The sequence below is a fragment of the Micromonospora sp. DT46 genome, assembly GCF_049841735.1.
Classification (GTDB): domain Bacteria; phylum Actinomycetota; class Actinomycetes; order Mycobacteriales; family Micromonosporaceae; genus Micromonospora; species Micromonospora reichwaldensis.
Genome location: NZ_JBNCKW010000006.1, coordinates 101,302 through 127,111 on the forward strand (window position 1 = coordinate 101,302; position 25,810 = coordinate 127,111).

A 25,810-nucleotide genomic window follows, 5' to 3' on the forward strand; every position below is an offset into this window, starting at 1 on the left:
ACCCGGCGCGCCCTGCGCGCCCATGGGCGATCTTGCGGGCGATTCGGCGGCGTTCAGCTGCGGCAGGCCATCGCGAAGATGCGCCCCGCTCGAAAGGCATTTCTTGACGACCTTTGCTGAACCCAGCACGTTCCTGCCCGCCCTCGACACCGCCGACGCGCAGACCGCCGTCGAGCGGGACGGCACCGTCCAGGACCCGGCCGCCCCGGTGACGCCCGAGGCCACCGACTTCGCCGCGCTGGGGCTGCCCCAGCCGCTGGTCCAGGCGCTCGCCCGGCAGGGCATCACCACCCCGTTCGAGATCCAGCGCGCCACCATGCCCGACGCGCTCGCCGGCCGCGACGTCCTCGGCCGTGGCCAGACCGGCTCCGGCAAGACCCTGGCCTTCGGCCTGCCCCTGCTGGCCCTGGTGGCCGACCGCAACCGGGCCCGGCCGTTGCGCCCCCGGGCCCTGGTCCTGGTGCCGACCCGGGAACTCGCGATGCAGGTCAACGACGCGCTGATGCCGCTCGGCAAGGCCGTCGGCGTGTTCCTGAAGACCGCCGTCGGCGGCGTGCCGTACGACCGGCAGATCGACGCGCTGCGGCGCGGGGTGGAGATCATCGTGGCCACCCCGGGCCGGCTGGGCGACCTGATCGCCCGGGGCGTCTGCCACCTGGACGACATCGAGGTCACGGTCCTCGACGAGGCCGACCAGATGGCCGACATGGGCTTCCTGCCCGAGGTCACCGAACTGCTGGCGAAGACGCCGGCCGGCACCCAGCGGCTGCTCTTCTCGGCCACCCTGGACGGCGACGTCGACGCGCTGGTCAAGCGGTTCATGACCGACCCGGTGACGCACTCCACCGCCCCGTCCACCGCCTCGGTGTCCACCATGGACCACCACATGCTGCTGATCCCGCCGCACGACAAGTTCCCGGTCGCCGCGTCCATCGCGGCCCGGGACGGTCGGACGATGGTCTTCGCCCGCACCCAGCTCGGCGTCGACCGGCTGGTCGAGCAGCTGGCCGCCGTCGGCGTACGGGCGGGCGGGCTGCACGGCGGCAAGACCCAGCGGATGCGTACCCGCACGCTGGCCGAGTTCCGTGAGGGACGGGTGAACGTCCTGGTCGCCACGGACGTGGCCGCCCGGGGCATCCACGTCGACGGTGTCTCGCTGGTGCTGCACGTCGACCCGCCGAAGGACCCGAAGGACTACCTGCACCGCGCGGGGCGTACCGCCCGGGCCGGCGAGTCCGGCGCGGTGGCCACGCTGGTGCTGCCGAAGCAGCGGCGGACCACGCTCGCCATGCTGGAGAAGGCCGGCGTGGCACCGGCCGAGACCCGGGTGCGGGTCGGCGACCCGGCGCTCGCCGAGCTGACCGGCGCCCGTGAGCCGAGCGGCGTCCCGGTGCGCATCGAGGCCGAGGAGCCGCGCCGGCACGGCGACCGGCCGGGCGGCCCGCGCCGCTACGGCGACCGTGACACCCGGGGCGAGCGCCGCTACGGCGACCGGCCCCAGGGCGAGCGGCGCTACGGCGACCGCCCGACCGACGGCCGTGGCTACGGCGACCGCCCGCAGGGCGAGCGCCGCTACTCCGACCGGCCCGCCGACAGCCGTGGCTACGGTGACCGGCCCCAGGGCGAACGCCGCTACTCCGACCGGCCCGCCGACAGCCGCGGCTACGGCGACCGCCCCCAGGGCGAGCGCCGCTACGGCGACCGGCCGACCGACAGCCGTGGCTACTCCGACCGCCCGACCGACAGCCGTGGCTACGGGGACCGGTCCACGGACAGCCGTGGCTACGGTGACCGGCCGCAGGGCGAGCGGCGCTTCGGCGACCGGGGCGGCTTCCGGCCCGAGGGCCGGGGGCGCGACGACCGGCCGCGCGACGATCGGCGGGGCTTCGGCGGGCGTCCGCCGGCGCGTACCCACTGACCGACAGCGTCATCCACGAACGCCGTCGCGGGGCCCAGGCTCCGCGGCGGCGTTCGCGCATCCGCTGCCGGTGCCGCCCGGGTCGCGTAACGTCCGGCTCATGCCGACCATGCCGAAGTCGCTCTTCTGGACCCGGACGGACACCGCCGGCGCGGAGCACGCGCTGTTCGACGACGGCCGTGGACTGACGGCGCGGGGCACGCTCACGGCCGTCGACCCGATCCCCTACACCTGCCGCTACCAGCTCGCCACCGACCCCGAGTGGGCTGCCCTCCGCGTCGAGGTCGAGGCGGAGGGCACCGGGTGGCTGCGGAGCGTACGCCTGGAGCGGGCGACCGACGGGTGGCGGGTGACCACCGCCGAGCAGGGTGACCTGGACGCGGCGCTGCGGGCGGCCGGCCACCCGCCGGTCGGGCTTCCCGGCACCGACGACCCGGACCGGCTGGCCGGGGCGGTGGACGTCGACCTCGGCGGGGCGGCGCTGTTCAACGCGCTACCGGTGCGCCGGCTCGGGCTGCCCCGCGCCGCGGCCGACACCCCGCACCGGATCGACGTCGCCTGGGTGCTGGTGCCCAGTCTGCTGGTGGTGCCCGCCGAGCAGGTCTACACCCCGCTCGGCCCCGGCCGGGTCCGCTTCACCAGCGACACCTTCACCGCCGACATCGACCTCGACGGCGACGGCTACGTGGTGCGCTACCCCGGGCTGGCCGAGCGCGTCGACCCGCGCTGACCGGGTTGCGGGCGCCTCCCCCGACGGCCCGGGCCGGCCAGGCTGGCTCGGCCGCCCCGCGGCTCAGCCAGGCAGGCGGCGCAGGTCAGCGAGGCGGCTCAGGCCGGCCAGGTGCCCGTGCTGAGGAAGCGCTCGACGGTCGCCAGGTGCGGGGTGAGGTCCAGTCCCTGGGCGGCCAGCCAGTCGTCGGAGTAGTAGGTGTCGGCGTAGCGGTCGCCGGCGTCGCAGATCAGGGTGACCACCGAGCCGGTGCGGCCCTCGGCGAGCAGTTCCGCGATCAGCCCGAAGGCGCCCCACAGGTTGGTGCCGGTCGAGCCGCCCACCCGGCGGCCGAGCACGGCCGAGCCGGCGCGCATGGCGGCCAGCGAGGCGGCGTCGGGGACCTGGACCATCCGGTCCACCACCGACGGCACGAACGACGCCTCGACGGTCGGCCGGCCGATGCCCTCGATGCGGGAGCCCCGCCCGGTGCGCACCGACCAGTCGGCGGCCTGCCAGGCGGGATAGAACGCGGAGTTCTCCGGGTCGACCACGCACAACTTGGTGGGCAGCCGCTGGTAGCGGGCGTACCGGCCGATGGTGGCGCTGGTGCCGCCCGTGCCGGCGCCCACCACGACCCACGCCGGCACCGGGTGCCGTTCCAGGGCGAGCTGCGCGTAGATCGACTCGGCGATGTTGTTGTTGCCCCGCCAGTCGGTGGCGCGCTCGGCGTAGGTGAACTGGTCCATGAAGTGCCCGCCGGAGTCCTCCGCCAGCCAGCGGGCCTCCACGACCACCTTGGCCGGGTCGTCGACGAGGTGGCAGCGGCCACCCTGGAACTCGATCTGGACGATCTTCTCCGGCGAGGTGGAGGCGGGCATCACCGCGATGAACGGCAGCCCCAGCATCCGCGCGAAGTACGCCTCGGAGACCGCCGTCGAGCCGGAGGACGCCTCCACGATCGTGGTCTCCGGGCCGATCCAGCCGTTGCACAGCCCGTAGAGGAAGAGCGAACGGGCCAGCCGGTGCTTCAGCGAGCCGGTCGGGTGCACCGACTCGTCCTTGAGGTAGAGGTCGATCCCCCACGACCGGGGCAGCGGGAACGGCAGCAGGTGGGTGTCGGCGGAGCGGTTGGCGTCCGCCTCCACGGCGGCGATCGCCTCGGTCACCCAGCGCCGGCTGGCCTCGTCGCACCGGTCGATGTGAGTCACGTTCGAAACTTAGCAAGCCCGCTCACTGCGGACCGGCCCCGATCCGCCGGCGCTGGCGGCGCTGCCCGGCCCTGCCGGCCGCGAGGATCAGCGGGGCGAGGCGCACGGCGACGCCGGGCAGCGCGTCGAGGAGCCGGACCTGCGCGCCGCGCCAGCGGGGGACGCTGACCACCGGGCGGGGCCGCCGGGCCAGCCGCGCGGCCCGCCGGGCCACCCGCTCGGGGGTCAGCAGCGTCCCGGTGAAGGAGGCTGCGGCGCCCGGGTCGTCGAGCCGGTCGTGCAGCATCGGCGTCCAGATCCCGTCCGGGCACAGGCACGACACGTGTACGCCCCGGTGCCCGGCCAGCCGCAGGTCGGCGAGGGTGCCGATGCTGAACGCGACGAGGGCGTGCTTGCTGGCCGCGTAGACGGTCTCGCCGGGCGCGGCCACCAGGCCGGCCAGCGACACGACGTTGACCACGTGCCCGTGCCCCTGCCCCCGCATGACGGCCAGCGCGGCGAGGGTGCCGTTCATCGCGCCGAGGGCGTTGACCTCGACCACCCGGCGACGGGTCGCCGCGTCGTGCTCCCACGAGGGGCCGGTGACGAGGATCCCCGCGTTGTTCACCCAGAGGCCGAGCCCGCCCCGGCCGGCGGCCTCGGCGGCGACGGCGGCACAGGCGTCGGAGTCGCGTACGTCCAGCCGGCGCGACCAGCCGCCCAGCGGGGCGGCGGCACGGGCCACCGCCTGGTCGTCGTGGTCGGTGAGGAGCACCGGCCAGCCGTCGGCGTGCAGCGCGGCGGCGATGGCGCGGCCGAGGCCGCCGGCCGCGCCGGTGACCACCGCCGTCCCGGGGGCTGGCTTCGTCATCGGCGCACGCTATCGCCGCCCGGCGACCGCGCGCCAGAGTCGGCCTCCGGACGCGGCCGTCCGGAGGCCGACGGCCGGGGGTCGCGGGACGCGGCCGTCGGGAGGGACGGGGGGTCAGGCGGCGGGAGGCACCGGGGCCTGTGGCCGGTTCTCCCACTTCGTGGAGAGGGCGATGCCGGTCCGGGTGGAGGCGACGCCCGGGGTCCGGTTCAGCCGCACGATGAGCCGCTCCAGCTCGGCGATGGTGCCGACCCTGGCCTTGAGCAGGAACGACTCGACGCCGGCCATGAAGTAGCAGGACTCGATCTCGGGCATCTGCCGGAAGGCCTCCAGCACGTCGTCGGTGTCGCCGCCGGAGTCCTCGACGATCCCGATGAGCGCGGTGACGGCGAAGCCGATCGCCTCGGGCTCCACCTCCGCCCGGTAGGCCCGGATCACGCCGCTGGACTCCAGCTTGCCGACCCGCTCGTGCACGGCGGGCGCGGAGAGGCCGACCTGCCGGGCCAGCTCGGCGTAGGACAGGCGGGCGTTGCCGCGTAGCAGCTCCACGAGGCTCAGGTCGATGGCGTCCACGGACTGTGACCCTAGCGGTCCGGGCGTAACGTCGGGCATCCGGCGCGCGTTGGACATGACAGGGTGTAGTCGCTCGCAAACTGACAGTCAAGGGAGCCGCACGCAGGTAATATTTCCTAACTTCCCACTCAGTGCGTTTTTCGCGTTTGGCGGACAGGCCAGGTCGCTGGTGCTGTAATTGCCATACGTCCCTCATGACGGCTCTGGGCTCGCACCGGCCGGGGGCAGTGTGTTCAGCCGGGGGCTTCGTCGACGCGAGGAGGGGGCTGTGGACACTGGAGATCGCCTGCTGACACCGGGTGAAGTTGCCGCGCTGTTTCGGGTTGACCCGAAGACTGTGACGCGATGGGCAGCGGCGGGCCGGATAGGCAGCATCCGGACTCCAGGCGGGCATCGCCGGTTTCGGGAATCCGAGGTGCGGGCCCTGCTTGAGGGGGAGGGCATGTTGGACGAGGCGGAAGACGTCGGCAAGCCGCGTAACGCGGGGCCGGCCACCTCGACCGGGCCGGGCCCGGCCAACGCCGGCATGTACTGAATGGTGCGGATCATCACGCGGGCCGGACGAGAGCTCCGGTCCGCGTCGCGGTGAGCCGGGCCCGGGTCACTCCCGCGCCGCGCCCAGCTCACCCGACCAGCGACGGAACAGCGTGTGCGGTACGCCGAGGGCGTCCAGCACCTTGCCGGCCACGAAGTCGACGAGCTGCGGGGCGGAGGCCGCCGCCCCGGCGCCGTAGAAGCCGGGGCTGGCCGGCAGCACCACCGCTCCGGCGTCGTGCAGCGCGATCAGATGCTCCAGGTGGCTGCGGGTCACCGGCGTCTCCCGGGGCACCACCACCACCGGCCGGCGCTCCTTGAGGTTGACCTCGGCGGCCCGCTGCAACAGGTCCTTGGAGAGCCCGATCGCGATGCCGGCGCAGGCCGCCGTGCTCGCCGGGACCACCGCCATCCCGCGTACCCGGTAGGAGCCGCTGCTCGGGCCGGCGGCCAGGTCGCCGGCGGGCCAGTGCCGCACGTCGGCTCCCGCGAGGTCGCGGCCCAGCCAGGCGGCGAGGTCGTCGGCCCAGTGTGCGTCCCGGAACGGGCGTCCGGTCTCGTCGAGGACGGTCAGCCGGGCGGCCCGGGAGACGATCAGGTCCACCGGCTCGCCGGCGTCGAGCAGCGCCCGCACGACGGCCGCCGCGTACGGCGTGCCGGACGCCCCGGAGACTCCGACCACCCATGGTTCGCGCATGCCCTCCAGCCTGCCTGGTCGTCCCCTCCCGATGCCGGGCACCCCCGTCCGGAGCGTCCGTGATGTCCCGCTCAGGTGTCGGTTGTGCGCCGACGGGCGCGATGTCGGGTCGGGAGCGCGACCATCCCGCCCGCCTGACATGCTGCCGGTGGCGATTCCCACGCGAAGCGGGATCGCACCGGGGAGGAATCGGTGATGACCGGCGAGGTCCTCTGGTCGCTACGGTCGGAGTGCCCCATCCCGCCCCGGCTCTCGCCGCACGCCGACCGGGTGCAGGAGTGGCTGGTCGGCGACCTGCTGCCGGGCCTCGGCCTGGCGACTGACGACGCGGCGCCGCAACGGCTGGCGCACGCCGGCGTCGCCCGGTACGCCGGCCGGCTCTACCCCGGCGCCACCGAGGCCGACCTGCGGGCGCTGACGGCCCTGTTCACCTGGTTCTTCCTGGTCGACGACGCGTGCGACCGGCCGGGCCGGCTCGACGCCGACCAGATCCGGGCGCTGCGCGCCGGCGCGCTCACCCTGCTGCACTCCGGACCCCGGCTCCGGCACGCCGGCCTGACCGGGCCGCTGAGGCGGCTGCTGGTGCACGCGTGGCGGGAGCCGCGCCGTCGGATGCCGGCCCGCTGGCGGCTGCGCTTCACCGAGGCCGTCGCCGACCATCTCGACGGCACGTGGCGGGAGGCGGCGAACAAGGCGGCCGGCCGTCGCCCCGGCGTCGCCGAGTACGTCGCGCTGCGGCGCGCCACCTCCGCCGCGTACGTGTCGTATCCGCTGGTGGAGTTCGTCACCGGCCGCCCGCTGCCCGACCCGGTCCACCACCACCCGCTGCTGCGGGAGATCGCCGACACCGGCAACGACCTGCTCTCCTGGTACAACGACCTCGCCTCGTTGGAGCGCGACGAGGCCACCTCCGGCGGGCACAACCTGGTGCTCGCGACGGCGGCCGAGCAGCGGGTGCCGGTGGAGACCGCGGTCGGCCTGACGGCCGAGCGCTGGCGGGCGTCGATGCGGCGCTTCGTCGAGCTGCGCGCCGGGGTGCCGTCGTTCGGCCCGACGCTGGACCGGGCGGTCGCCGACCACCTCGACGGGGTGGCGAACGCCGTCCGGGCCACCGTCGACTGGACCCTGGAGAGCACCCGCTACGGCGGCGGAGGAGGCCGCCTCGTCGACGCTGCCGCCGGCGGAGGGGCCCCTTTCTGACCGGTCAGGCGCGCAGGCCGAGGCGGACGACCAGGTCGAGCAGGGCGAAGACGAACAGCGCGATGCCGACGAAGCCGTTGGCGGTGAAGAAGGCCCGGTTGACCTTGCTCAGGTCGGTCGGGCTGACCACCAGGTGCTGGTAGCCGAAGGCGACGGCGGTCAGCGCCAGACCCACCCACCAGAGCCAGCCGAAGCCGACCAGCGCCCCGAACCAGACGAACAGCGCGAACGTCACCACGTGCGCGACGGTGGAGGCGTGCAGCGCGAACCGCAGCCCGTAGCGGGCCGGCACGCTGTGCACGCCGATCTGCCGGTCCACCTCGGCGTCCTGGCAGGCGTAGATCAGGTCGAACCCGCCGATCCAGAGGCCGACGGCCACGCCCAGCAGCCACGCCGGCCAGGAGCCGTCGAGGGTGCCGGTGACGCCCAGCCAGGCGCCGACCGGGCCGACGGCCTGGGCGACGGCCAGGATGGCGTGCGGCCAGTTGGTGAACCGCTTGCCGTACGGGTAGACGACCAGCGGCACCACGGCGAGCGGCGCGAGCACCAGGCAGAGCGGGTTGAGCAGGGCGGCGGCGGCGAGGAAGACCACGAGCGCGACCGCCGCGCCGGTCCAGGCCGTCCGCACGCTGACCGCCCCGGTGACCAGCTCCCGGGAGGCGGTACGCGGGTTCCGCGCGTCGATCCGCCGGTCCAGGATCCGGTTGGCGGCCATCGCGAACGTCCGCGCGCCGACCATCGCCACGGTGATCAGCAGCAGGTCCAGCCACCGGACCCGCCCGCCGTCGACCTGCATGGCGGTGAGCGCCGACAGGTACGCGAACGGCAGCGCGAACACGGAGTGCTCGATCGCCACCAGCTTGAGGAAGGACTTCACCCGGCCCGGTCGCTGCACCGGTTCGACGGCGGTGGCCATCAGATGCCGTACTCCTTCCAGCGCTTGTCGACCAGGGAGACGACCTCGGGGGCCATCCGCATCTCCTCCGGCCAGCCCCGGGTGTAGCCCTCCGCGGGCAGCTTGCGGGTCGCGTCGACGCCCGCCTTGCCGCCCCAGAACTGCTGGTACGACGCGTGGTCGAGGTGGTCCACCGGGCCCTCGGTAAGCAGCAGGTCCCGGGCGTAGTCGACGTTGCCGAAGGCGCGGAAGGCGACCTCGTTGTAGTCGTGCACGTCGCAGTCCTCGTCGACGATCACGATCAGCTTGGTCAGCGACATCATGTGCGCGCCCCAGATCGCGTTCATGACCTTCTGAGCGTGCTTCGGGTAGCGCTTGCGGATCGACACGATCGCGCAGTTGTGGAAGACCCCGGCGGCGGGCAGGTCGTAGTCGACGATGTCCGGGATCAGGAAGCGCAGCAGCGGCGCGAAGATCCGCTCGGTGGCCTTGCCGAGGCCGTGGTCCTCCTGGGGCGGCTGCGACGTGACGATCGTGTGGTAGACCGGGTCGCGCTGCGTGGTCATGCACTCGATGTGCATCACCGGGAAGGGCTCCACCGGGGTGTAGAAGCCGGTGTGGTCGCCGAACGGACCCTCCGGGAGCCGCTCACCCGGCTCGATGTAGCCCTCCAGGACGATCTGCGCGTGCGCCGGCACCTGCAACGGGACGGTCAGGCAGTCCACCATCTCGACCCGCTCGCCGCGCAGGTACCCGGCGAACAGGTATTCGTCGATGTCGGCGGGGAGCGGCGCGCTGGCCGAGTACGCCACCGCCGGGTCGGTGCCGATGGCGATCGCCACCGGCAGGCGCTGGCCGAGCCGCTCGGCGACCGCGTGGTGCGCCGTGGAGTTCTTGTGGATCTGCCAGTGCATGCCGATGCTGTTCCGCGAGTGCTGCTGCAACCGGTACAGCCCCAGGTTGCGCTTGCCGGTCTCCGGGTGCTTCGTGTGGGTCAGCCCGAAGTTGTGGAAGATCCCGCCGTCACCCGGCCAGACCTGCAACCCCGGCAGCCGGTCCAGGTCGACGTCGTCGCCCCGGTAGACCACCTGCTGGCAGGGGGCGGTCCTGACCTTCTTCGGCGGCATCGACGTGAGCTGCCTGACCTTGCCCAGGCCGTCCATCATCCCGGAGAGGCCCACCGGCAGCTCCGGCTTGAGCATGTTGCCGATCCGCTCGCCGACCTCGTCCAGCGACTCGACGCCGAGCGCCATCGCCATCCGCTTCTCGGTGCCGAAGAGGTTGATCACCACCGGCATCTCGCCCCGGGTGGGCCGCTCGAAGAGCAGCGCCGGCCCGTCCGCGCGGACCGTCCGGGTGACGATCTCGCTGATCTCCAGGGTGGGATCGACCGGCGCGCTCACCCGCCGCAGCTCGCCCGCGCGCTCCAGCGCCGCGAGGAAGTCCTTGAGATCGGTGTACGGGAAGCCACGAGCCGCCATGCCTGCCAGTCTCCCGCACCGACCTGGGCGGCGACCACGCCGGGTGGTGTGACACCGACGATCCACCCGTGAGGAAGCGCGGAAACTGCCGGGCCGCTTCTGCCGGCGGAGCCCGCGCCATCGAACGTTGTCGCTCCGGCGGGCCGGATCGGGCGGCTGGCGCTCACTAGGATCAGGTCCGCCGACCGGGCCGGCGGTGACGCCCCGCCGCGGCTCCGCGGACCGGCCCACCCCACGAAGGAGATCGATGACAACTGTGCGCTTCCCGCGCCGCAGCGTGCTGCGCGCCCTTACGGTGCTGGCCGTGGTCACGGCGGGCGCCGGCACGGTGGCCGGCCCGGCCGCCGCGCAAACCGACCCCGGTTGGGTCAGCGGCTGGCTCAACGACCTCACCGTCGGCGCGGCCGGCGCGCCCGGCCGGTCGGCACCGCTGGACCTGAGCAGCAGCGGCGCGACCGCCCCCCGGGTCACCGTCGACCTGAGCGGTCTCGCCGGTGTCGCCACGGCCAGCTTCCCCAGCTGGTGCGTCACCGAGGGCACCTCGGTGACCTGCCCGATGCCGCCGGAGGCGACCCCGGACGAGTACGGCACCGTCAACGGCACGGTGCCGGTGGTGTTCCGCGCCGCCCCGGGCGCCGTCGGCGGCGCGACCGGCACGCTGGACTACACGGTGCGGGCCGACGGGCTGGAGCCGTACACCCAGCAGGCGACCGTCAGCGTGCGCTCCGGTGCCGACGTTCTCGACCTGGTCGACGAGTACGTCTCGGGCGCCGAGGTCGGTGACGTCCACGCCGTGCCCGTGGCCGTGGTCAACGCCGGTGACCAGCCGGCCGAGGATCTGCGGGTGACTTTCCGCTTTCCGGTCGGCCTGCACCCGGCCAGCTACCGGAACTGCCGGTACGGCACCGATCCCGTGCTCGCCACGGTGGTGGTCTGCACAGTGCGGGGCACGTTCGCGCCCGGGATCCGGCACGAACTGCGCAACGGCTTCGCCACCACGGTCGGCCCGGCCGCCCTCGGCGACAAGCGCATCACCCAGTTCGTGGAGCCGCTGGCCACCGCGGGGCCGCTGCCCGGCAACGTGCGGCTGACCCGCCGGGAGGCCGACCGCGCGCTCCGGCTGCGGCCGGTCGGTGGGACGCTCGATCCGGTCACCGCCACCGGCCCCGGCGGCGGGACCTACCTGCGCGACATCCACGGCGCCTTCGACGTCGTCGCCGTGGGCGCCACCGTCACCGGTGCCGTCGGTGCCACCGTGCGGGTGAGCGTGGGAATCCGCAACGACGGTCCGGGTGTGCCGGACGGCACCGTCTCCGGTGGCAACGCCGGCGGGTTCCTCTTCACCCCACCGGCCGGCGTGACCGTGCTGGCCACCCCGCCCGGCTGCTCGCCGACCGGCGACGACGAGGGCGGCGCTCCGACGTCCTGGGTCTGCTGGCTGGGGGCCGTGTTCCCCGCCGGGCAGAGCTTCACGGTCCCGTTCGACCTGCGGATCGACGGGCCCGCCGGCACCCCCGGCGAAGTCAGGTCGTACTACGACTACCCGCGTCCGGACGACGATCCGGCCGACAACACCGCCCCGGTCACCCTCGGCTGACCGGACGACCGCGCCTTCGACGGAGGTGGGCCGGCCTCGGGCAAGCCGTGGCCGGCCTACCCCCGCCCTCGGCTGCCCAGGTGCGTCAGCGGGCGGCCGGCTTCCAGGCGTACGCGGCCAGGGGCTCGTCGAGCGGGGCGCTGGTGAGCCGGTTGGCGAGAGTGGAGATGGTGTACGTGCCGACGCCGAGCACCACGTCCAGGGCGTGCCGGGGCTGGTAGCCGGCGGCCAGGAAGGCGGCGGTCCCGTCCTCGGGCACCGCGCCCCGGTGGTCGAGCACGGCGAGGGTGAAGCACCGCAGCGCCTCCAGCCGGTCGTCGGGCAGCGGCATGCCGGCGCGCAGCGCGTCGACCAGCTCGGGCGTCGCGCCGTGCCGGGTGAGGGCGGCGGTGTGCATGGCGACGCAGAGGTGGCACTCGTTGCGGGTGGCGACCGTCATGACGACGACCTCCCGCTCGACCGGGTCGAGGGCGCACTTCTCGAAGATGCCGTTGACGGTGAGGAAGCCGGTGAGCAGCTCCGGGGACTCGGCCATCAGGCCGACGGCGGCGGGCAGGTGCCCGAGCCTGCGGCGTACGCCCTCGATGGTCGGCCGGGCGGCGGCGGGTGCGGTGTCGGCGGTGTGCGCGGTGAACGGGGGCACGGGAGACCTGCTCTCGGGGGTTCGGGGGCGGCCGGCGCGGCCCGATCGGCGACGCGCCGCGCGTGACGTAGGATCGTCAACGTGGTTGTCGAAATAGTAAACGAGGTTGTCGAACGTGGCAACGGCTGACCCCGACCGGCCCGGCTTCCTGCTGCCCCTGCTGCTGCTGGCCGGCTTCCGTACGCTCATCGACGACCTGCACGCGGAGCTGGCCCGGCAGGGGCACCCGGAGCTGCGACCGCTGCACGGCTTCGTCCTCCAGGCCGTCGGCGCCGACGGCACCACCGCCACCGAGCTGGGCCAGCGGCTCGGCGTCTCCAAGCAGGCGGCCGGCAAGACGGTGGACCGGCTCGTCGCCCTCGGCTACCTGGAGCGCGCCGACGACCCGCGCGACGCCCGGCGCAAGCTGGTCCGGGCGACCCCGCACGGCCTGGACGGCCTGCGCCGCTCGGCGGCCGTCTTCGACCAGCTCCGGCAGCGGTGGGCCGCCACGCTCGGCCCCGACCGGGTCGCCGCCCTGGAGGACGACCTGCGCGCGGTCACCCCGGCCAACCCGTTCCGCCTCGACGTGCCCGGCTGGTTCGGCGGCTGACCCCGTCCCCTGGCGTTCGCGGCCGGGGCGGGGCTCCACCGACCCGTTCCCGGGTAGCACCCGCCCGGAGCCGGGAGCGGGCAGGCGTCGGGTGGGGCCGGCAGCAGCACGGCCGCCCGCCGTCAAGACCCCCGGTCGCCGTCGCCCGAACGGTCGAAGCCCGAACGGTGCGCCCCCGCGGCCCCGCGGACCGACCCGGCCCACCCGCCGACAGGCGCCTTTCCCGGGACGCCCGAGCCGGTCATAGGCCTTTCGGCCACCCGCTAACACACCGCGTGCGAACGCGGCCAGCACCGTCCATGCGGAATTGCCCGCCGTTCAGTCGGGCTCCGCCGGATCCGCCCGGCAGCGTAAATCTTCCGACATTGCCCGCAGACAATTCCAATGGTTCCGTCACCACCATCCGAAACATTTTCCATCGGAGCAAGATCGGGGTGACGGTTGGCGATGGCCACCTTCAATCAGCAGAACCAGCGCGTGGATCAGCAGTTCAACGCCGAAACCATCGATCTGCGGGACAGCACCTTCGAACGCCTGCCCGACAACGCCGGCCAGACGGAGCTCGTCCCTCGACTGGAGGCCGTCCTGAGGGCGGTGGAGCAGGCCACGGCCAGCGGCGCCCTCGACCCGCAGGTCGGCCGCACCGTCGTCGACGACCTGCACGGCGCCCGCCGGAGCCTGACCCGCGACGACCAACGCGAGGCCTCGCGACGGCTGCGGCGGGCCATCGAGGTGTTGCAGGCGGCGGCACCGCTGGCGGTGATCGGCGGGGCGATGGCGACCATCTGGAACTCGTTGGGCGGGGCTTCCTGATGACCACCTTCGACCAGCACGGCCAGCGCGTCTTCGGCGCCCAGATCAACGCCGACAACGTGCACATCAACAAGTCCGACGGGCCGCAGCAGCTGATGGCCTACGGGCGGCGGGCCGTCGCCGAACGGCTGTACAAGAGGGCGGCCGAATACTTCACCGAGGCGATCGCCAAGGGGGCGAAGGGCGCCGACCCGCACTACTACCTGGCCCTCGCGCTCCTCGGCGGCAGACGGCCCAGCCGGATGGGTCGCGAGGCGCAGCAGGTGATGGCCCGGGTGGAGGAGCACCTGGGCAGGGCACTCCAGATCGACCCCGCCGCGGCGCACGTCCGCGCCCTCTGGGTGGCCGTCAAGCGCGACCACTACGCCGACCGCCACGACCCCGGCCCGTCCGTCGCCGACATCGAGGCCGGAGCCGGCGACATCGACCCGGTGCACGCGGCCGAGATCGCCCCCTTCCTCGGCAACCGCGAGAACCGGCTGTGGCAGGCCACCGTCGCCGTGGCGCAGGCCGGCATCGAGGAACGCAAGCCGAACGTACGCAAGTACTTCGTCCGCACGCCCGTGCCGCCCGCGACCGGTGGCGCGCAGGCCATGATGGTCGCCGGCGGCATCGGGTTGGCCCTCGCGCTGATCCTCGTGCTCGCGTCGTTGTCGGAGTCGGGTTACCTCTGCCTCGCGGTGCTCGTGGGTGTGGGCGGCCTCGTCCTGCTGGTCAAGGGATACGGCCAGTACAACGCGCTCACGTCGACGTACGAGCGTGACCTGGCAGCGGCCGAGCCGAAGCCCAGCGACGAGCAGATGGACGTGTGGCTGCACTTCGACAAGTTCGGCGTTCTCGATCACGCCCTCCGGCACCTCGACCGCGAACTGGACGATTTGATCTGCGAGCCGCAACTCGTCATCGGTCCCGCCTCGCCCACCGAACAGGCGGTGGGAAAGGACGGCATCCGTCGGTTCTCGCGGTACAAGTTCGTCATCCTGCTCCTCGGGCAGACCCGCATCTCGGTCTTCTCCTGCGAGTGGGACTTCGTCAAGTGCATCGTGTCGAACGCCGACGCCTTCGACTTCCGCTACAAGGACATCACCGGCCTGCGCATGCGGCAGTTGCACGAGGCGACGCACGGCAGCCGACTGGTGATGACCGGCGACGACGGCAAGGAGATGGAGGTACGGTTCGCCAAGATCTTCGAGATGATCATCGCGGGTACGGACCGGATCGCGGTGACCATCGACGTCCAGGCGCAGAACGCCGGCGCCGGGTTGCAACCGACGGGGGCCACCGCCACCGAACGGCTCGTCCGGCGGCAGTTGGACGACGTGGCCTGACCGCCCGGTCGCGGCTTCTCGGTCTCGCGCCTACGCGCCGGAGTAGAGCCGGTCAGGACCGACCAGCACCACATCGGGTCGGTGGGCGGCGAGCTGCCGCAGTTCGGCGGTGAATCCCTCGGCGCTGGCCAGCAGCAGCCGCGCGCCGCGCGCGTCGAGCCCGGGGCGGGCGACGAGCAGCTCGCGCGCCCGCTCCAGTCGATCCAGGTGGGGCCGGCCGAGCAGCCGGCCCCACTTGACTGCGCCGATGGCGAGCAGGGGACGCGGACCGTCCACGAGCGGCGACTCGCCAAGGGCGACGAGGTAGCGCGCCTCGCGGAACAGCGGGCGGGCAGGATTGAGGACCGCCCGCACGACCCAGTCGTCGAAGTCGTCCCGCCCGTCGGGCGTGTCGTCCTGCACGTACTCGCGGCGGTAGGCCGGCGTGCCTCCGACAATGGCGAACACCTGGGCGGCGAGCAACGGATCGTCGAATCCCAGAACGCCGCGGCCGACCGGTAGTCCAGGGGCGCGACGGGCAACTCCAGCCCGGCTCGCCCGTGCAGCGGCGCGGAGCCGGCCAGCAGCCCACCCATGAACGAGAGCGCCGAACCACACAGCAGGAGACGGGTACGGGAGGCGGTGCGCTCGGCCCGGCCGGGGGTGAGCGCGTGCTGGATCACCGACGGCAGGTCCCGGCTCGCCCGAGCCAGGTAGGGGAACTCGTCGACCACCACCGTGACCGGGCGGTCCCGGCCGAGGGCCAGCAGTGCGTCGACCGCGCTCGCCCAGTCCGCGAGGTGCACCGGCCCGGGAGCGCCCGTGTGCCGACCGAGCGCCTCGCCCAGACGCCGCAACGAGTCCGCCTGCGTCGCCTCGGTCGCCCCGAAGTAGAAGCCCTCCGTGGCGCGGGCCAGCTCGTACAGCAGCAGGGTCTTGCCCTGACGCCGACGGCCGCTCGCGACGCGTTATACGTCTTGCAGGGACTGGCTCAGTCCAGGCCGCCGTAGGAGTGCAGGCCCTCGAAGAAGATGTTCACGCCGAAGAGGTTCATCAGCATGGTGAGGAAGCCGACGACGGCGAGCCAGGTCGCGACGTTCCGCTTCATGCTCGGGGTGGCCCGGGCGTGCAGGTAGCCGGCGTAGATCACCCAGGAGATGAACGACCAGGTCTCCTTCGGGTCCCAGCCCCACGGCCGCCCCCAGGCCGCCTCGGCCCAGATCGCCCCGGCGATCACCGCGAAGGTGAAGACCGGGAACGCGAAGGCGTGCAGCACGAAGGTCAGCCGCTCCAGCGCCGCCGCCGCCGGCAGCCGCTTCGCCAGCGTGTACGGGAAGCTGCGGCGACCCTGCTCGTAGCCGGAGCGCATCAGGAACGCCACCGCCGGCACCGCGCCCAGCAGGAAGATGCCGGAGGCGAAGACGATCGTCGAGACGTGGATGACGAACCAGTACGAGTTGAGCGCCGGCACCAGCGGCACGATCGGGGTGTAGAGCACCAGCTCGGCGGTCGCCACCAGCAGCACCATCACCAGCGACATGAACAGCCCGAGGCGGCGCAGCTGCGGCCGCTTCCAGAGCACCACCAGCCAGGCGGCGACCCCGATCCAGGTGCCCGTGAGCACGAACTCGTACATGTTGCCCCAGGGCATCCGGTCCGCGGCGAGACCGCGCGTGACCAGCGCCCCGAGGTGCAGCAGCGCCCCGAGCGCGGTGGCCGCGACGGCGACCAGGCCGCCCAGCCGGGCGCGTCGGGCCGTACGCTCGGCCGCCGCCGCGCCGGTTTCGGCGGGCGCGTCGGGGGTGCTGCCCCCGGCCGCGCCGACGCCGGCGCCGACCAGCTCGCGGGCGGGTGCCGCGGCGACCCGGGCGCGGGAGTTGCCCAGCGCGTACTCGACGGCGTGGCTGATCATCGCGATCAGGTACGCCAGGATCGCGAACGACACCAGCTGGTCGGAGAGTGCGGACATCACTCGGCTCCTTCTCGCGCTCCGGCCCGGTCGCCGCCGTCGCGGTCGACACCGGCCTCCTCGTCCGACCGCCCGTCGCCGCCGACGGCGGCCACGAGCTGCGCGAACTCGTCGGCGAACCCGGGATGGTCGGTGCGCGGCAGGCCACCGGCCTCGACCAAACTACTACCGCTCGTCGGAGATCCACTCGTGGGGTCGGCGGCACCGGCCGGCAGCACCCGGAAGAAGACCCGGCGACGCCGCCCGAACAGCGAGCCCATCAGCCCGACCAGCAGGACGGCGGAGCTGACCAGCAGCAACGTCGAGCCGGGGTCGTACCGGACCGACAGCGTGATGTACGGCACGGTGCCCAGGAACTCGAGCGTGGTGCCGTCATCCAGCTTCCAGGTCTCGCCCTTGCGGAGCAGCTTCGTGCCGACCTCCTTGACCTTGCCGGCATCCACCTGCCGCTGGTCCAGCTTGTAGACCGAGCCGGGGATGCCGGCGTCCATGCCCAGGTTGCCCCGGTAGGCGACGAGGTTCAGCGCGGGATTCCGCTCCGTCGGGTACTCGGAGCGGGCGAAGGGCGCGGCGGCCGGCGCCGTCGGCAGGTAGAGACCGGAGAAGGCCATCTGCGTGTTCGCATCCCGCTCCCCCGTGGCCGGATCCACGTTGATGTCCGGGAACGCCGCCAGCCCCTCGCTGGTCAACCCGACATCGCCGGTCGTCAGGAACGGGAAGTTGCTGGTCTGGGACTGGCCGAACTTGTCGGTGTAGCGGATCACCGGGGCATAGCCGTGGCCCAGCAGGTAGACGTTCGCGCCGTCGAGGCGCAGCGGGGAGTTGACCGAGAATTCGGCCGGCCCCCGCTCGCCGCCGACCTCGTCCACGGTCACCTTGGCCTCGTAGAAGTCCGGCTGACCGGACTCCAGGAACCGGGCGTCGAAGTCGTCGAGCTGGATGCAGAAGCCCGGCAGGTCGGCGCTGCTGACGCGGGGGCCGAGCTTGCTCTCGGCGTACTGCTGGCGGGTGTTGCAGAACGCGTTGTCCTTGCCGGCCACCAGCAGCTTGTTGCCGCTCCAGCCGTACCAGGAGCCGAGCGCGACGCCGACCAGCACGAGCACCAACGAGCTGTGGAAGAGCAGGTTGCCGGTCTCCTTGAGGTAGCCCTTCTCGGCGGAGACCTCGTCGCCGCGGACCACCACCCGCCAGCGCCGCCGGCGCAGCACCTCCGCGATCGCCGCCGCGCCCCCCTCGGGCGCGGACAGCACGGTGTGCTGCGGCAGCCGGTCCAGCCGCCTCGGCGCGGCCGGCGGCTTCGCCCGCAGCGCCCGCACGTGGTCGCGCAGCCGGGGCGTGATGCAGCCGATCAGCGAGGTGAAGAGCAGCAGGTAGATCGCGGAGAACCAGACCGAGCCGAACGCCTCGAAGGCGCCGATCCGGTCCAGCACCGGGGCCAGGTCGGGGTGCGCGGTGAAGTAGTCCCGCACGTCCTCCGGGTTGACCCCGCGCTGCGGCAGCACCGAGCCGGGAATGGCGGCCACCGCGAGCAGGAAGAGCAACACCAGGGCCGTACGCATGCTGGTGAGCTGCCGCCACGAGTTGCGCAGCAGGGCCAGCAGGCGGTTGGGTCGGCGCCGGGGCGCCTCGGCCGGCGGTGCCGGCCGCTCGTCGACGGCAGTCATCAGATGCTCACCTCGCCCGCCCCGACGGTGGTCTGCAACCAGATCACGAAGTTCGTCCAGCCGCCGGTGACCAGCGCGAGGCCGATCAGGATCAGCAGCGCCCCGCCCAACCGGGTGACCCACCGGCTGTTGCGCCGGACCGCGCGGAACACCCCGAGCAGCCGCTCGAAGCCCAGCCCGAAGACGACGAACGGCACCCCCAGCCCCAGGCAGTACGCCAGGGCGAGCACCACGGCCCGGTCGGTCTGCCCGCCGACGCCGGCCATGCCCAACACCGCGCCGATCGTCGGGCCGGCGCAGGGCACCCAGCTGAGCGCGAAGACCGCGCCGAACACCGGCGCGCCGAGCAGCCCGGCGGCGGGCAGCCGCTGGATCCGGAACTCCCGCTGCAACCCGGGGACCAGCCCGAGGTAGCTCAGCCCGAGCACGACGATCAGCGCGCCTATGACGATCTCCAGCGTCCGCTCGTACTCGAAGAAGACCCGGCCGACGCTGGCGAAGAGGATCGCGGTGGCGGTGAAGACGACGGTGAAGCCGGCGATGAAGAGCAGCGTGCCGGCGAGCACCCGGCCCTTGACCGCGGCCCTCGTCGGTTCGGCGCGCTCCCGCACCGCCACCCCGCCGCCGCCCTCGGTGTCAGGAAGGGACCCTTCCGCTACCGGATCCGTTGACGGGGGGTCCTTCCTGACCTGCGGGCGACGGGTTTCGAGGTCGGCGCCGGCGAGGCCGGTGACGTACGACAGGTAGCCCGGCACCAGCGGGAGCACGCACGGGGAGAGGAAGCTGACCAGCCCCGCGAGCGCCGCCGCGCCGATGGCGAGCAGCAGCGGACCCGACTGGGCGAGTTCGGAGAACGTCTCGCCCATCAGCGGGAACCGTTGGGGGCGGGTTTCTCGGCCGCGATCCGCTCGACGATGGGCTGGAGGCCCTCCTGCTTCACCGCCGCGCGGATCACCACGGCGATCCGGCCGTCGCGGTCCAGCACGACGGTGGCCGGGATGGTGTTCGGCGGGATGTCCAGGGCGAGCGCCAGCCGGCTCGGCGGGTCGAAGAGGCTCGGGTAGGTGACCTTGAAGCTCTCCTCGAAGGCGAGCGCCTTGTCCCGCTGGTCCTGGATGTTGATGCCCAGGAACGTCACCCCGGAGGCCTTCGTGGCCTGGTACGTGTTCTCCAGGTCGTCCGCCTCCGCCCGGCACGGCGCGCACCACGAGCCCCAGAAGTTGACCACCACGACCTGGCCCCGGTCCCTCGCCACGTCGTGGCTGCCGCCGGTGAGCAGCTCACCGGCGAGCTTCGGGGCGGCCGAGCGCTGGTCGGGGGCGCACTCGATGATGCCGCCGGAGTTGTCACACGCCTCCTCGCGGTCGCGCGACGAGCAGCCGGCCAGCGCCACCGTCACGACGGCGGCGAGCAGACCCGCGGTCAACCTCCGGGCGTTCATCAGGCCCCCTTGGCCGTCCTGGCTGTCGGCGACATCGCGATCAGGTGCGCGGCCGGCTCGGAGTAGCCGATGCCGACCACCTTGGCGCCGTCGAAGTGGAAGGAGGTGAGGCTGGCCAGCCCGCACTGGCGCTTGCGCGGGTCGTGCCAGAGCCGCTTGCGCTCGACGTGGCGGCGCAGCGTCCAGATCGGCAGCTGGTGGGAGACCAGCACGGCCTCGCGCCCCTCGGCCGCCACCCGGGCGGCGTGCAGGGCGGCGAACATCCGCTCCGCGATGGCCCGGTAGGCCTCGCCCCAGGACGGGGTGACCGGGTCCCGCAGCACCCACCAGTTACGCGGGTCGCGGAACGAGCCGTCGCCGGGCGAGACCTTCTTGCCCTCGAACCAGTTGGCGCTCTCGATGAGCCGCTCGTCCGCGCCGACCGGCAGCCCGAACTGCGCGGCGATCGGCTCGGCCGTTTGCTGGGCGCGCTCCAACGGGCTGGCCACCACGTGCACGACCTCCCGCTCGGCCAGCCCCTGCGCGGCGGCCTTGGCCATCTGCACGCCGAGTTCGGAGAGCCGGAAGCCCGGCAGCCGGCCGTAGAGAATGCCGTCCGGGTTGTGTACCTCGCCGTGCCGCAGCACGTGGACCACCGTCTTGCTCAACGCTGCGTCCCCTTCGTTCGCGACTGCGGGGCTCGCAGACCCGGCTCACTCCTCGCACTCACCGCTACGCCCTTCGTTCGCGACTGCGGGGCTCGCAGACCCGGCTCACTCCTCGCACTCACTGCTACCCCCCGTGACCGGCCGCTGCCGCAGCGTTGGCCGCCACCGGCAGGGCGGCGGCGATCTGCTCCAGAGCGGCGTCGTCCAGCGCCGCAGACACGAACCACGCCTCGAACGCGCTCGGCGGCAGGTAGACGCCGCCCGCGAGCATCGCGTGGAAGAACGCCTTGAACGCCGGCACCTGCTGGGTGCGGGCGCTGTCGTAGTCGACCACGTCGGCGTCGGTGAAGAAGACCGAGAACATGTTGCCCGCGTACGACAGCCGGTGCGGGACCCCGGCGGCGGCGAGCGCCTCCGCGGCGAGCCTGCCCACGACGGCGGCCGTGTCGTCGAGCTTGCGGTAGAGCGCGTCGTCGGCCAGCCGCAGGGTGGCCAGGCCGGCGGCGCAGGCCAGCGGGTTACCGGAGAGGGTGCCGGCCTGGTAGACCGGGCCGGCGGGGGCCAGTCGCTCCATGATCTCCGCGCGCCCGCCGAACGCCGCGGCCGGCAGCCCACCACCCATGACCTTGCCGTACGTCCACAGGTCGGCGTCGGAGGGGTCGAGGCCGTGCCAGCCGGCGCGGGAGACCCGGAACCCGGTCATCACCTCGTCGACGATGAGCAGCGCCCCGTGCGCGTGCGCGATCCGGGCGAGCTGCGAGTTGAAGCCGTCGCGCGGGGCGACCACGCCCATGTTGCCGGCGGCGGCCTCGGTGATGATCGCGGCGATGTGCTGGCCCTCGGCGGCGAACGCCTGCTCCACGGCGGCGACGTCGTTGTACGGCAGCACGATCGTGTCACCGGCCGCCGCGCCCGTCACGCCCGGCGAGTCGGGCAGGCCGAGGGTGGCCACGCCCGAGCCGGCGGCGGCCAGCAGGCCGTCGGAGTGCCCGTGGTAGCAGCCGGAGAACTTGATGATCCGGGGGCGGCCGGTGAAGCCGCGTGCCAGCCGGATCGCCGACATGGTGGCCTCGGTGCCGGAGTTGACCAGCCGGACCTGCTCGACCGGCGTGCGGTCGACGATCTCGGCGGCCAGCTCGACCTCGCCCGGGGTGGGGGTGCCGAAGCTGGTGCCCCGGGTCGCGGCCGACCGGATCGCGTCCACGACCTCCGGGTGCGCGTGGCCGAGGATCAGCGGGCCCCAGGAGGAGACCAGGTCGACGTAGCGCCGGTCGTCGGCGTCGTAGAGCCAGGGCCCCTCGCCCCGGACCATGAAGCGCGGCGTGCCGCCGACGGCACGGAACGCGCGCACGGGAGAGTTCACCCCGCCGGGCACGATGGCCTTGGCGCGGTCGAACAGGGCCTCGGAGGCCGGTGCTTCGGCCGGGTAGCGGCCGGATCCGGCGGGAAACATATCGGTCACGATGCCGCCATTGTGTCAGCGTCGGGCGGCGAATCGGCAGGCACCCCGTACCGGGGTTACCAGGCTCACCCGGGTCGGCCCTCACCGCCGTCCCGGCGGCGTCACGTCCGCGGCGCGGGACGTCCCCGTTCCCGACCTCCTCGGGAGCGTGGTCGCCGCGCCCGGTCGGCTCGGTCGCCACCGCTCGACGGGCCGGGTGGCCCGGATCGCGCTAGGCTGACCCGGTGGATCGTGCCGAACTGTCCATCACGCTACACCGGACGGGCGACGAAGCTGTGCTTCGCCTGGCCGGTGAGATCGACATGCTCACGGCCGCCCAGCTGTCGACCGTCGTCAACGAGGTCCTCGCCGACCCGCCGCCGCGCATCGTGCTCGACCTCGGCGGGGTCACCTTCTGCGACTCACAGGGCCTGGGCACCCTCGTCGTGCTCAGCCGCAAGGCCAGCCACGCGCAGAGCCTGCTGATCCTGACCAACGTCGGCGACTTCCTGCTCCGCGTCCTGGACATCACCGGCCTGCGCAGCGCCCTGATGATCCGCAACGACCAGACCACGGGCTGACTCCCCGCCCACCCGCGGCACAGGCGCGGCGCGATCTTGGCGAGTTACGGCCCCTCAGGGGGCCGCCAGCTACCAAGATCGCACCTCAGCCCGCCCGGCGTGGTTCCGATACCTGGGTCAGGGGGTGTTGCCCCAGCGGGCCTGCTCCAGGAGCTGCACCGCGCGGTCGCGGGAATCCTGATCGTCGAGGCGCAGCATCGCGGTGGCCTCGTCGACCGCGTCGGTCAGCACCCGCAGCTGCGCGTCCCGGTCCCGCACCAGATCCGACTGGGCGGCGAGCTGCCGGGTCTTCACCCACAGCTCGACGAAGACCGACACCTTGGCCCGCAGCACCCACGGGTCGAACGGCTTGGTCAGGTAGTCGACCGCGCCGACCGCGTAACCGCGCAGCGCGAGCTGGGCGTCCCGGTCGGCGGCGGTGAGGAAGATGATCGGCACGTGCCGCGTACGCTCGCGGCGCTTGATGTGGCTGGCCGTCTCGAAACCGTCCATGTCCGGCATCTGGGCGTCCAGCAGGATCACCGCGAAGTCGTCGACCAGCAGCTGCTTCAGGGCCGCCTCGCCGCTCTCCACGGCGACGGACTGGACCGGCAGGCCCTGGAGAATCGCCTCCAGTGCCATCAGGTTCTCCCGGCGGTCGTCCACCAGCAGCGCCTTTGCCATCTGGGTCACGAACTCTCCTCGGTTCGGCTGCCGCTGATCCAGGACGACATGAGTTCGATCAACTCGTCCAGGTCGACGGGCTTGGTGATGTAGTCACTTCCCCCGGCCGCCAGCGCCGACTCGCGGTCGCCGGGCATGGCCTTGGCGGTCAGGAAGACGATCGGCAGGTCGGCGAACCGGTGGTTACGCCTGATCTGTCGGGTCGTCTCGTACCCGTCCTGATCGGGCATCATCGCATCCATCAGGACGATGTCCACCTCCGGATGCTCGGCCAGCAGGCGGACGCCGTCCGCCCCGTTGTCCGAGTACAACACGGTCAGGCCGTGCAGTTCCAACGCGCTGGTCAGCGCGAAGACGTTCCGGACGTCGTCGTCGACGATCAGCACGGTGGTGCCCTCCAGCCGCCGGGTGGCCGGTGTGGAGGCCGGCTCGGGCAGCTCCGGCGGGGGCATGAGCAGCGAGGACGGCAGCCCGGCCCGCGCCGGTGACGGCGGCAGCGGCGCGACCACCGCGTCCGGGGCGAGCACGTCCGGCACGAAGAGGGTGAACGTCGAGCCCTGGCCGGGCGCCGACGCCACCACGATGCTGCCGCCCAGCAGCCGGGCCAGGTCCCGGCTGATCGACAGCCCCAGCCCCGTGCCGCCGTAGCGACGGCTGGTGGTGCCGTCGGCCTGCTGGAACGCCTCGAAGATCAGCGACAGCTTGTCGTCGGAGATGCCGATGCCGGTGTCGACCACGGTGAACGCGATGACCTGCTGCGCGTTGGTCAGGGCCGGCACGTCGAAGATCGTGTTGTCGGGCGCCGGCGCGATCCGCAGCGTCACCGCCCCGTTGTCGGTGAACTTGACCGCGTTGGAGAGCAGGTTGCGCAGGATCTGCTGGAGTCGCTGGGCGTCGGTGACCAGCGCCTCCGGCAGGTCCTTGCCGATCCGCACCTGGAAGTCCAGGCCCTTCTCCTCGGCCTGCGGCGCGAACGCCTGCTCCACGTACCCGCGGATCTCGTCGAACCGGACGGCGGTGGGCTCGACGTCCATCCGCCCCGCCTCGATCTTGGACAGGTCCAGGATGTCGTCGATCAGCGACAGCAGGTCGGAGCCGGCGCCGTGGATCGTCCGGGCGAACTCGATCTGCTTCGGCGTGAGGTTCTGCTCCGAGTTCTCGGCCAGCAGCCGGGCCAGCAGCAGCAGCGAGTTCAGCGGCGTACGCAGCTCGTGGCTCATGTTGGCCAGGAACTCCGACTTGTATGCCGACGCCCGCGTGAGCTGCTGGGCCTTCTCCTCCAGGCCGAGCCGGGCCAGCTCGATCTCCCGGTTCTTCGTCTCGATGTTGCCCTTCTGCTCCGAGAGCAGCTGCGCCTTGTCCTCCAGCTCGGCGTTGGTGCGCTGGAGTTCCGCCGACTGCTCCTGCATCTCGTGGGCGAGCCGCTGCGACTGCGCGAGCAGTTCCTCCGTACGCCGGTTGGCCTGGATGGTGTTGACGGCGACGCCGGTGGTGAGCACGAGCCGCTCCAGGAACGACAGGTGCAGCTCGGAGAAGGCCGCCACGCTGGCGAACTCGATGACCCCGAGCAGCTCGCCCTCGAAGAGCACGGGCAGTACGACCAGGTCGGCCGGCGGGGTATCGGCGAGCCCGGAGCGGAGCATCAGCTTGCCGTCCGGCGCCCCACCCATCCGAATGGTGCGGCGGGACAGGGCGGCCTGCCCGACCAGCCCCTCGCCGGGGCCGAAGGTGACCTCGTGCCCCCGGGCGACGTAGCCGTAGGAGGCGGTCAACCGCAGCCGCATCACGCCCTCGGACGTGTCCGCCAGGAAGAACGCGCCGAGCTGCGCGTCGACCAGCGGGGTCACCTCCATCATGATCATGCGGCAGACCTCGCCGAGGTCGCGCTGCCCCTGGAGGAGGCCGCCGATCCGGGCCAGGTTCGAGTCGAGCCAGCCCTGCTCGGCGTTCTTCTTGGTCGTCTCCCGGAGGGTGACGATCATCTGGTTGATGTTGTCCTTCAGCTCGGCGACCTCGCCCTGCGCCTTGACCGCGATCCGCTGGGTCAGGTCGCCCCGGGTCACCGAGGTGGAGACCTGCGCGATGGCGCGCAGCTGGGTGGTGAGGGTCGAGGCGAGCTGGTTGACGTTCTCGGTGAGGTCGCGCCACGTGCCGGAGACGCCCTTGACCTGGGCCTGACCGCCGAGCTTGCCCTCGCTGCCCACCTCGCGCGCGACCCGGGTGACCTCGTCGGCGAACGACGACAGCTGGTCCACCATCGTGTTGACCGTCGACTTCAGCTCCAGGATCTCGCCCTGGGCGTCGACCGTGATCTTCTGCGACAGGTCGCCCTTCGCCACGGCCGTGGTGACCGAGGCGATGTTGCGCACCTGCGACGTCAGGTT

Annotated in this window: 25 protein-coding genes; 9 read left to right on the forward strand and 16 right to left on the reverse strand. The window is 72.9% G+C overall.

Going from position 1 to position 25,810, the window contains the following annotated elements; genetic code table 11:
• The first annotated feature begins 103 nt into the window (after positions 1 to 103).
• Together ACLQ20_RS17545 and ACLQ20_RS17550 are read left to right on the forward strand one after the other, a co-directional pair.
• Positions 104 to 1,918: a DEAD/DEAH box helicase gene (locus ACLQ20_RS17545; RefSeq protein WP_425856580.1), complete on the forward strand. Its 1,815-nt coding sequence runs from the start codon at positions 104 to 106 to the stop codon at positions 1,916 to 1,918.
• Positions 1,919 to 2,027: 109 nt separating this feature from the next.
• Positions 2,028 to 2,648: a putative glycolipid-binding domain-containing protein gene (locus ACLQ20_RS17550; protein ID WP_425857207.1), complete on the forward strand. Its 621-nt coding sequence runs from the start codon at positions 2,028 to 2,030 to the stop codon at positions 2,646 to 2,648.
• Positions 2,649 to 2,746: 98 nt separating this feature from the next.
• Here ACLQ20_RS17550 and ACLQ20_RS17555 read toward each other — a convergent pair whose 3' ends face one another.
• The 3 genes from ACLQ20_RS17555 to ACLQ20_RS17565 all read right to left on the reverse strand — a co-directional run bounded on the left by ACLQ20_RS17555 (position 2,747) and on the right by ACLQ20_RS17565 (position 5,261).
• The gene (locus tag ACLQ20_RS17555) at positions 2,747 to 3,838 is read right to left on the reverse strand and encodes a PLP-dependent cysteine synthase family protein (RefSeq protein ID WP_151457415.1); all 1,092 of its coding nucleotides are present in this window, start codon (positions 3,836 to 3,838) and stop codon (positions 2,747 to 2,749) included.
• A 22-nt stretch (positions 3,839 to 3,860) separates the two neighbouring features.
• Entirely contained in the window at positions 3,861 to 4,688 is an 828-nt protein-coding gene (locus tag ACLQ20_RS17560) for an SDR family NAD(P)-dependent oxidoreductase (protein WP_151457416.1), read from the reverse strand.
• 114 nt (positions 4,689 to 4,802) lie between these two features.
• Positions 4,803 to 5,261 carry an Lrp/AsnC family transcriptional regulator gene (locus ACLQ20_RS17565; RefSeq protein WP_358114451.1) on the reverse strand — a complete coding sequence of 153 codons (459 nt, stop codon included), beginning with the start codon at positions 5,259 to 5,261 and terminating at the stop codon, positions 4,803 to 4,805.
• Between the two features lie 268 nt (positions 5,262 to 5,529).
• Between ACLQ20_RS17565 and ACLQ20_RS17570 the strand changes: the two genes are divergently transcribed.
• Positions 5,530 to 5,796 carry a BldC family transcriptional regulator gene (locus ACLQ20_RS17570; protein ID WP_132232190.1) on the forward strand — a complete coding sequence of 89 codons (267 nt, stop codon included), beginning with the start codon at positions 5,530 to 5,532 and terminating at the stop codon, positions 5,794 to 5,796.
• Positions 5,797 to 5,862: 66 nt separating this feature from the next.
• Here the strand turns inward: ACLQ20_RS17570 and ACLQ20_RS17575 are convergent, their stop codons facing one another.
• The gene (locus ACLQ20_RS17575; RefSeq protein ID WP_151454998.1) at positions 5,863 to 6,492 is read right to left on the reverse strand and encodes a UbiX family flavin prenyltransferase; all 630 of its coding nucleotides are present in this window, start codon (positions 6,490 to 6,492) and stop codon (positions 5,863 to 5,865) included.
• A 195-nt stretch (positions 6,493 to 6,687) separates the two neighbouring features.
• Between ACLQ20_RS17575 and ACLQ20_RS17580 the strand changes: the two genes are divergently transcribed.
• Positions 6,688 to 7,692: a terpene synthase family protein gene (locus tag ACLQ20_RS17580; protein WP_425856585.1), complete on the forward strand. Its 1,005-nt coding sequence runs from the start codon at positions 6,688 to 6,690 to the stop codon at positions 7,690 to 7,692.
• 4 nt (positions 7,693 to 7,696) lie between these two features.
• Here the strand turns inward: ACLQ20_RS17580 and mqnP are convergent, their stop codons facing one another.
• Both mqnP and ACLQ20_RS17590 read right to left on the reverse strand, forming a co-directional pair.
• Positions 7,697 to 8,608 (reverse strand): menaquinone biosynthesis prenyltransferase MqnP, encoded by a 912-nt coding sequence (gene mqnP / locus ACLQ20_RS17585; protein ID WP_151455000.1) that lies wholly within the window; start codon positions 8,606 to 8,608, stop codon positions 7,697 to 7,699.
• Positions 8,608 to 10,068 (reverse strand): menaquinone biosynthesis decarboxylase, encoded by a 1,461-nt coding sequence (locus ACLQ20_RS17590; RefSeq protein ID WP_327030241.1) that lies wholly within the window; start codon positions 10,066 to 10,068, stop codon positions 8,608 to 8,610. Before ACLQ20_RS17590 ends, mqnP begins: the two co-directional genes overlap by 1 nt.
• Positions 10,069 to 10,315: 247 nt before the next feature.
• Between ACLQ20_RS17590 and ACLQ20_RS17595 the strand changes: the two genes are divergently transcribed.
• Positions 10,316 to 11,665 carry a hypothetical protein gene (locus ACLQ20_RS17595; RefSeq protein ID WP_425856588.1) on the forward strand — a complete coding sequence of 450 codons (1,350 nt, stop codon included), beginning with the start codon at positions 10,316 to 10,318 and terminating at the stop codon, positions 11,663 to 11,665.
• Between the two features lie 85 nt (positions 11,666 to 11,750).
• On the opposite strand, the gene ACLQ20_RS17600 is transcribed toward ACLQ20_RS17595, so the two are convergent.
• Positions 11,751 to 12,308 carry a carboxymuconolactone decarboxylase family protein gene (locus ACLQ20_RS17600; protein ID WP_425856591.1) on the reverse strand — a complete coding sequence of 186 codons (558 nt, stop codon included), beginning with the start codon at positions 12,306 to 12,308 and terminating at the stop codon, positions 11,751 to 11,753.
• A gap of 115 nt (positions 12,309 to 12,423) precedes the next feature.
• On the opposite strand from ACLQ20_RS17600, the gene ACLQ20_RS17605 reads away from it, so the two are divergent.
• From ACLQ20_RS17605 to ACLQ20_RS17615, 3 genes are all read left to right on the forward strand, one after another.
• Positions 12,424 to 12,900, forward strand: a complete 477-nt coding sequence (locus tag ACLQ20_RS17605; protein ID WP_151455004.1) for a MarR family winged helix-turn-helix transcriptional regulator — start codon at positions 12,424 to 12,426, stop codon at positions 12,898 to 12,900.
• A 441-nt stretch (positions 12,901 to 13,341) separates the two neighbouring features.
• Complete coding sequence (locus ACLQ20_RS17610; RefSeq protein WP_425856594.1) at positions 13,342 to 13,713, forward strand: hypothetical protein; 372 nt, start codon at positions 13,342 to 13,344, stop codon at positions 13,711 to 13,713.
• On the forward strand, positions 13,713 to 15,041 hold the full coding sequence (locus tag ACLQ20_RS17615; protein WP_327030238.1) for a hypothetical protein: 1,329 nt from the start codon (positions 13,713 to 13,715) through the stop codon (positions 15,039 to 15,041). Before ACLQ20_RS17610 ends, ACLQ20_RS17615 begins: the two co-directional genes overlap by 1 nt.
• 30 nt (positions 15,042 to 15,071) lie before the next feature.
• Here the strand turns inward: ACLQ20_RS17615 and ACLQ20_RS17620 are convergent, their stop codons facing one another.
• The 7 genes from ACLQ20_RS17620 to hemL all read right to left on the reverse strand — a co-directional run bounded on the left by ACLQ20_RS17620 (position 15,072) and on the right by hemL (position 22,203).
• Positions 15,072 to 15,503: a hypothetical protein gene (locus ACLQ20_RS17620; RefSeq protein WP_425856597.1), complete on the reverse strand. Its 432-nt coding sequence runs from the start codon at positions 15,501 to 15,503 to the stop codon at positions 15,072 to 15,074.
• A gap of 508 nt (positions 15,504 to 16,011) precedes the next feature.
• Positions 16,012 to 16,989 (reverse strand): c-type cytochrome biogenesis protein CcsB, encoded by a 978-nt coding sequence (gene ccsB / locus ACLQ20_RS17625; RefSeq protein WP_327030236.1) that lies wholly within the window; start codon positions 16,987 to 16,989, stop codon positions 16,012 to 16,014.
• Positions 16,989 to 18,653, reverse strand: coding sequence for a cytochrome c biogenesis protein ResB (resB, locus tag ACLQ20_RS17630; RefSeq protein ID WP_151455009.1), 1,665 nt, complete (start codon positions 18,651 to 18,653; stop codon positions 16,989 to 16,991). The genes ccsB and resB overlap by 1 nt, the downstream gene beginning before the upstream one ends.
• The gene (locus tag ACLQ20_RS17635; protein ID WP_151455010.1) at positions 18,653 to 19,519 is read right to left on the reverse strand and encodes a cytochrome c biogenesis CcdA family protein; all 867 of its coding nucleotides are present in this window, start codon (positions 19,517 to 19,519) and stop codon (positions 18,653 to 18,655) included. Before ACLQ20_RS17635 ends, resB begins: the two co-directional genes overlap by 1 nt.
• On the reverse strand, positions 19,519 to 20,094 hold the full coding sequence (locus tag ACLQ20_RS17640; protein ID WP_151455011.1) for a TlpA family protein disulfide reductase: 576 nt from the start codon (positions 20,092 to 20,094) through the stop codon (positions 19,519 to 19,521). The genes ACLQ20_RS17635 and ACLQ20_RS17640 overlap by 1 nt, the downstream gene beginning before the upstream one ends.
• Positions 20,094 to 20,741 (reverse strand): histidine phosphatase family protein, encoded by a 648-nt coding sequence (locus tag ACLQ20_RS17645; protein WP_151455012.1) that lies wholly within the window; start codon positions 20,739 to 20,741, stop codon positions 20,094 to 20,096. Before ACLQ20_RS17645 ends, ACLQ20_RS17640 begins: the two co-directional genes overlap by 1 nt.
• A gap of 124 nt (positions 20,742 to 20,865) precedes the next feature.
• Positions 20,866 to 22,203, reverse strand: coding sequence for a glutamate-1-semialdehyde 2,1-aminomutase (gene hemL / locus ACLQ20_RS17650; protein ID WP_358114431.1), 1,338 nt, complete (start codon positions 22,201 to 22,203; stop codon positions 20,866 to 20,868).
• A 224-nt stretch (positions 22,204 to 22,427) separates the two neighbouring features.
• On the opposite strand from hemL, the gene ACLQ20_RS17655 reads away from it, so the two are divergent.
• Positions 22,428 to 22,763: an STAS domain-containing protein gene (locus tag ACLQ20_RS17655; RefSeq protein ID WP_121397135.1), complete on the forward strand. Its 336-nt coding sequence runs from the start codon at positions 22,428 to 22,430 to the stop codon at positions 22,761 to 22,763.
• Between the two features lie 117 nt (positions 22,764 to 22,880).
• Here the strand turns inward: ACLQ20_RS17655 and ACLQ20_RS17660 are convergent, their stop codons facing one another.
• Positions 22,881 to 23,435: a response regulator gene (locus tag ACLQ20_RS17660; protein WP_151455014.1), complete on the reverse strand. Its 555-nt coding sequence runs from the start codon at positions 23,433 to 23,435 to the stop codon at positions 22,881 to 22,883.
• Positions 23,432 to 25,810 (reverse strand): ATP-binding protein (locus ACLQ20_RS17665; protein ID WP_425856606.1); only part of this gene is annotated, 2,379 nt, incomplete at its 5' end. The genes ACLQ20_RS17665 and ACLQ20_RS17660, both read right to left, overlap by 4 nt.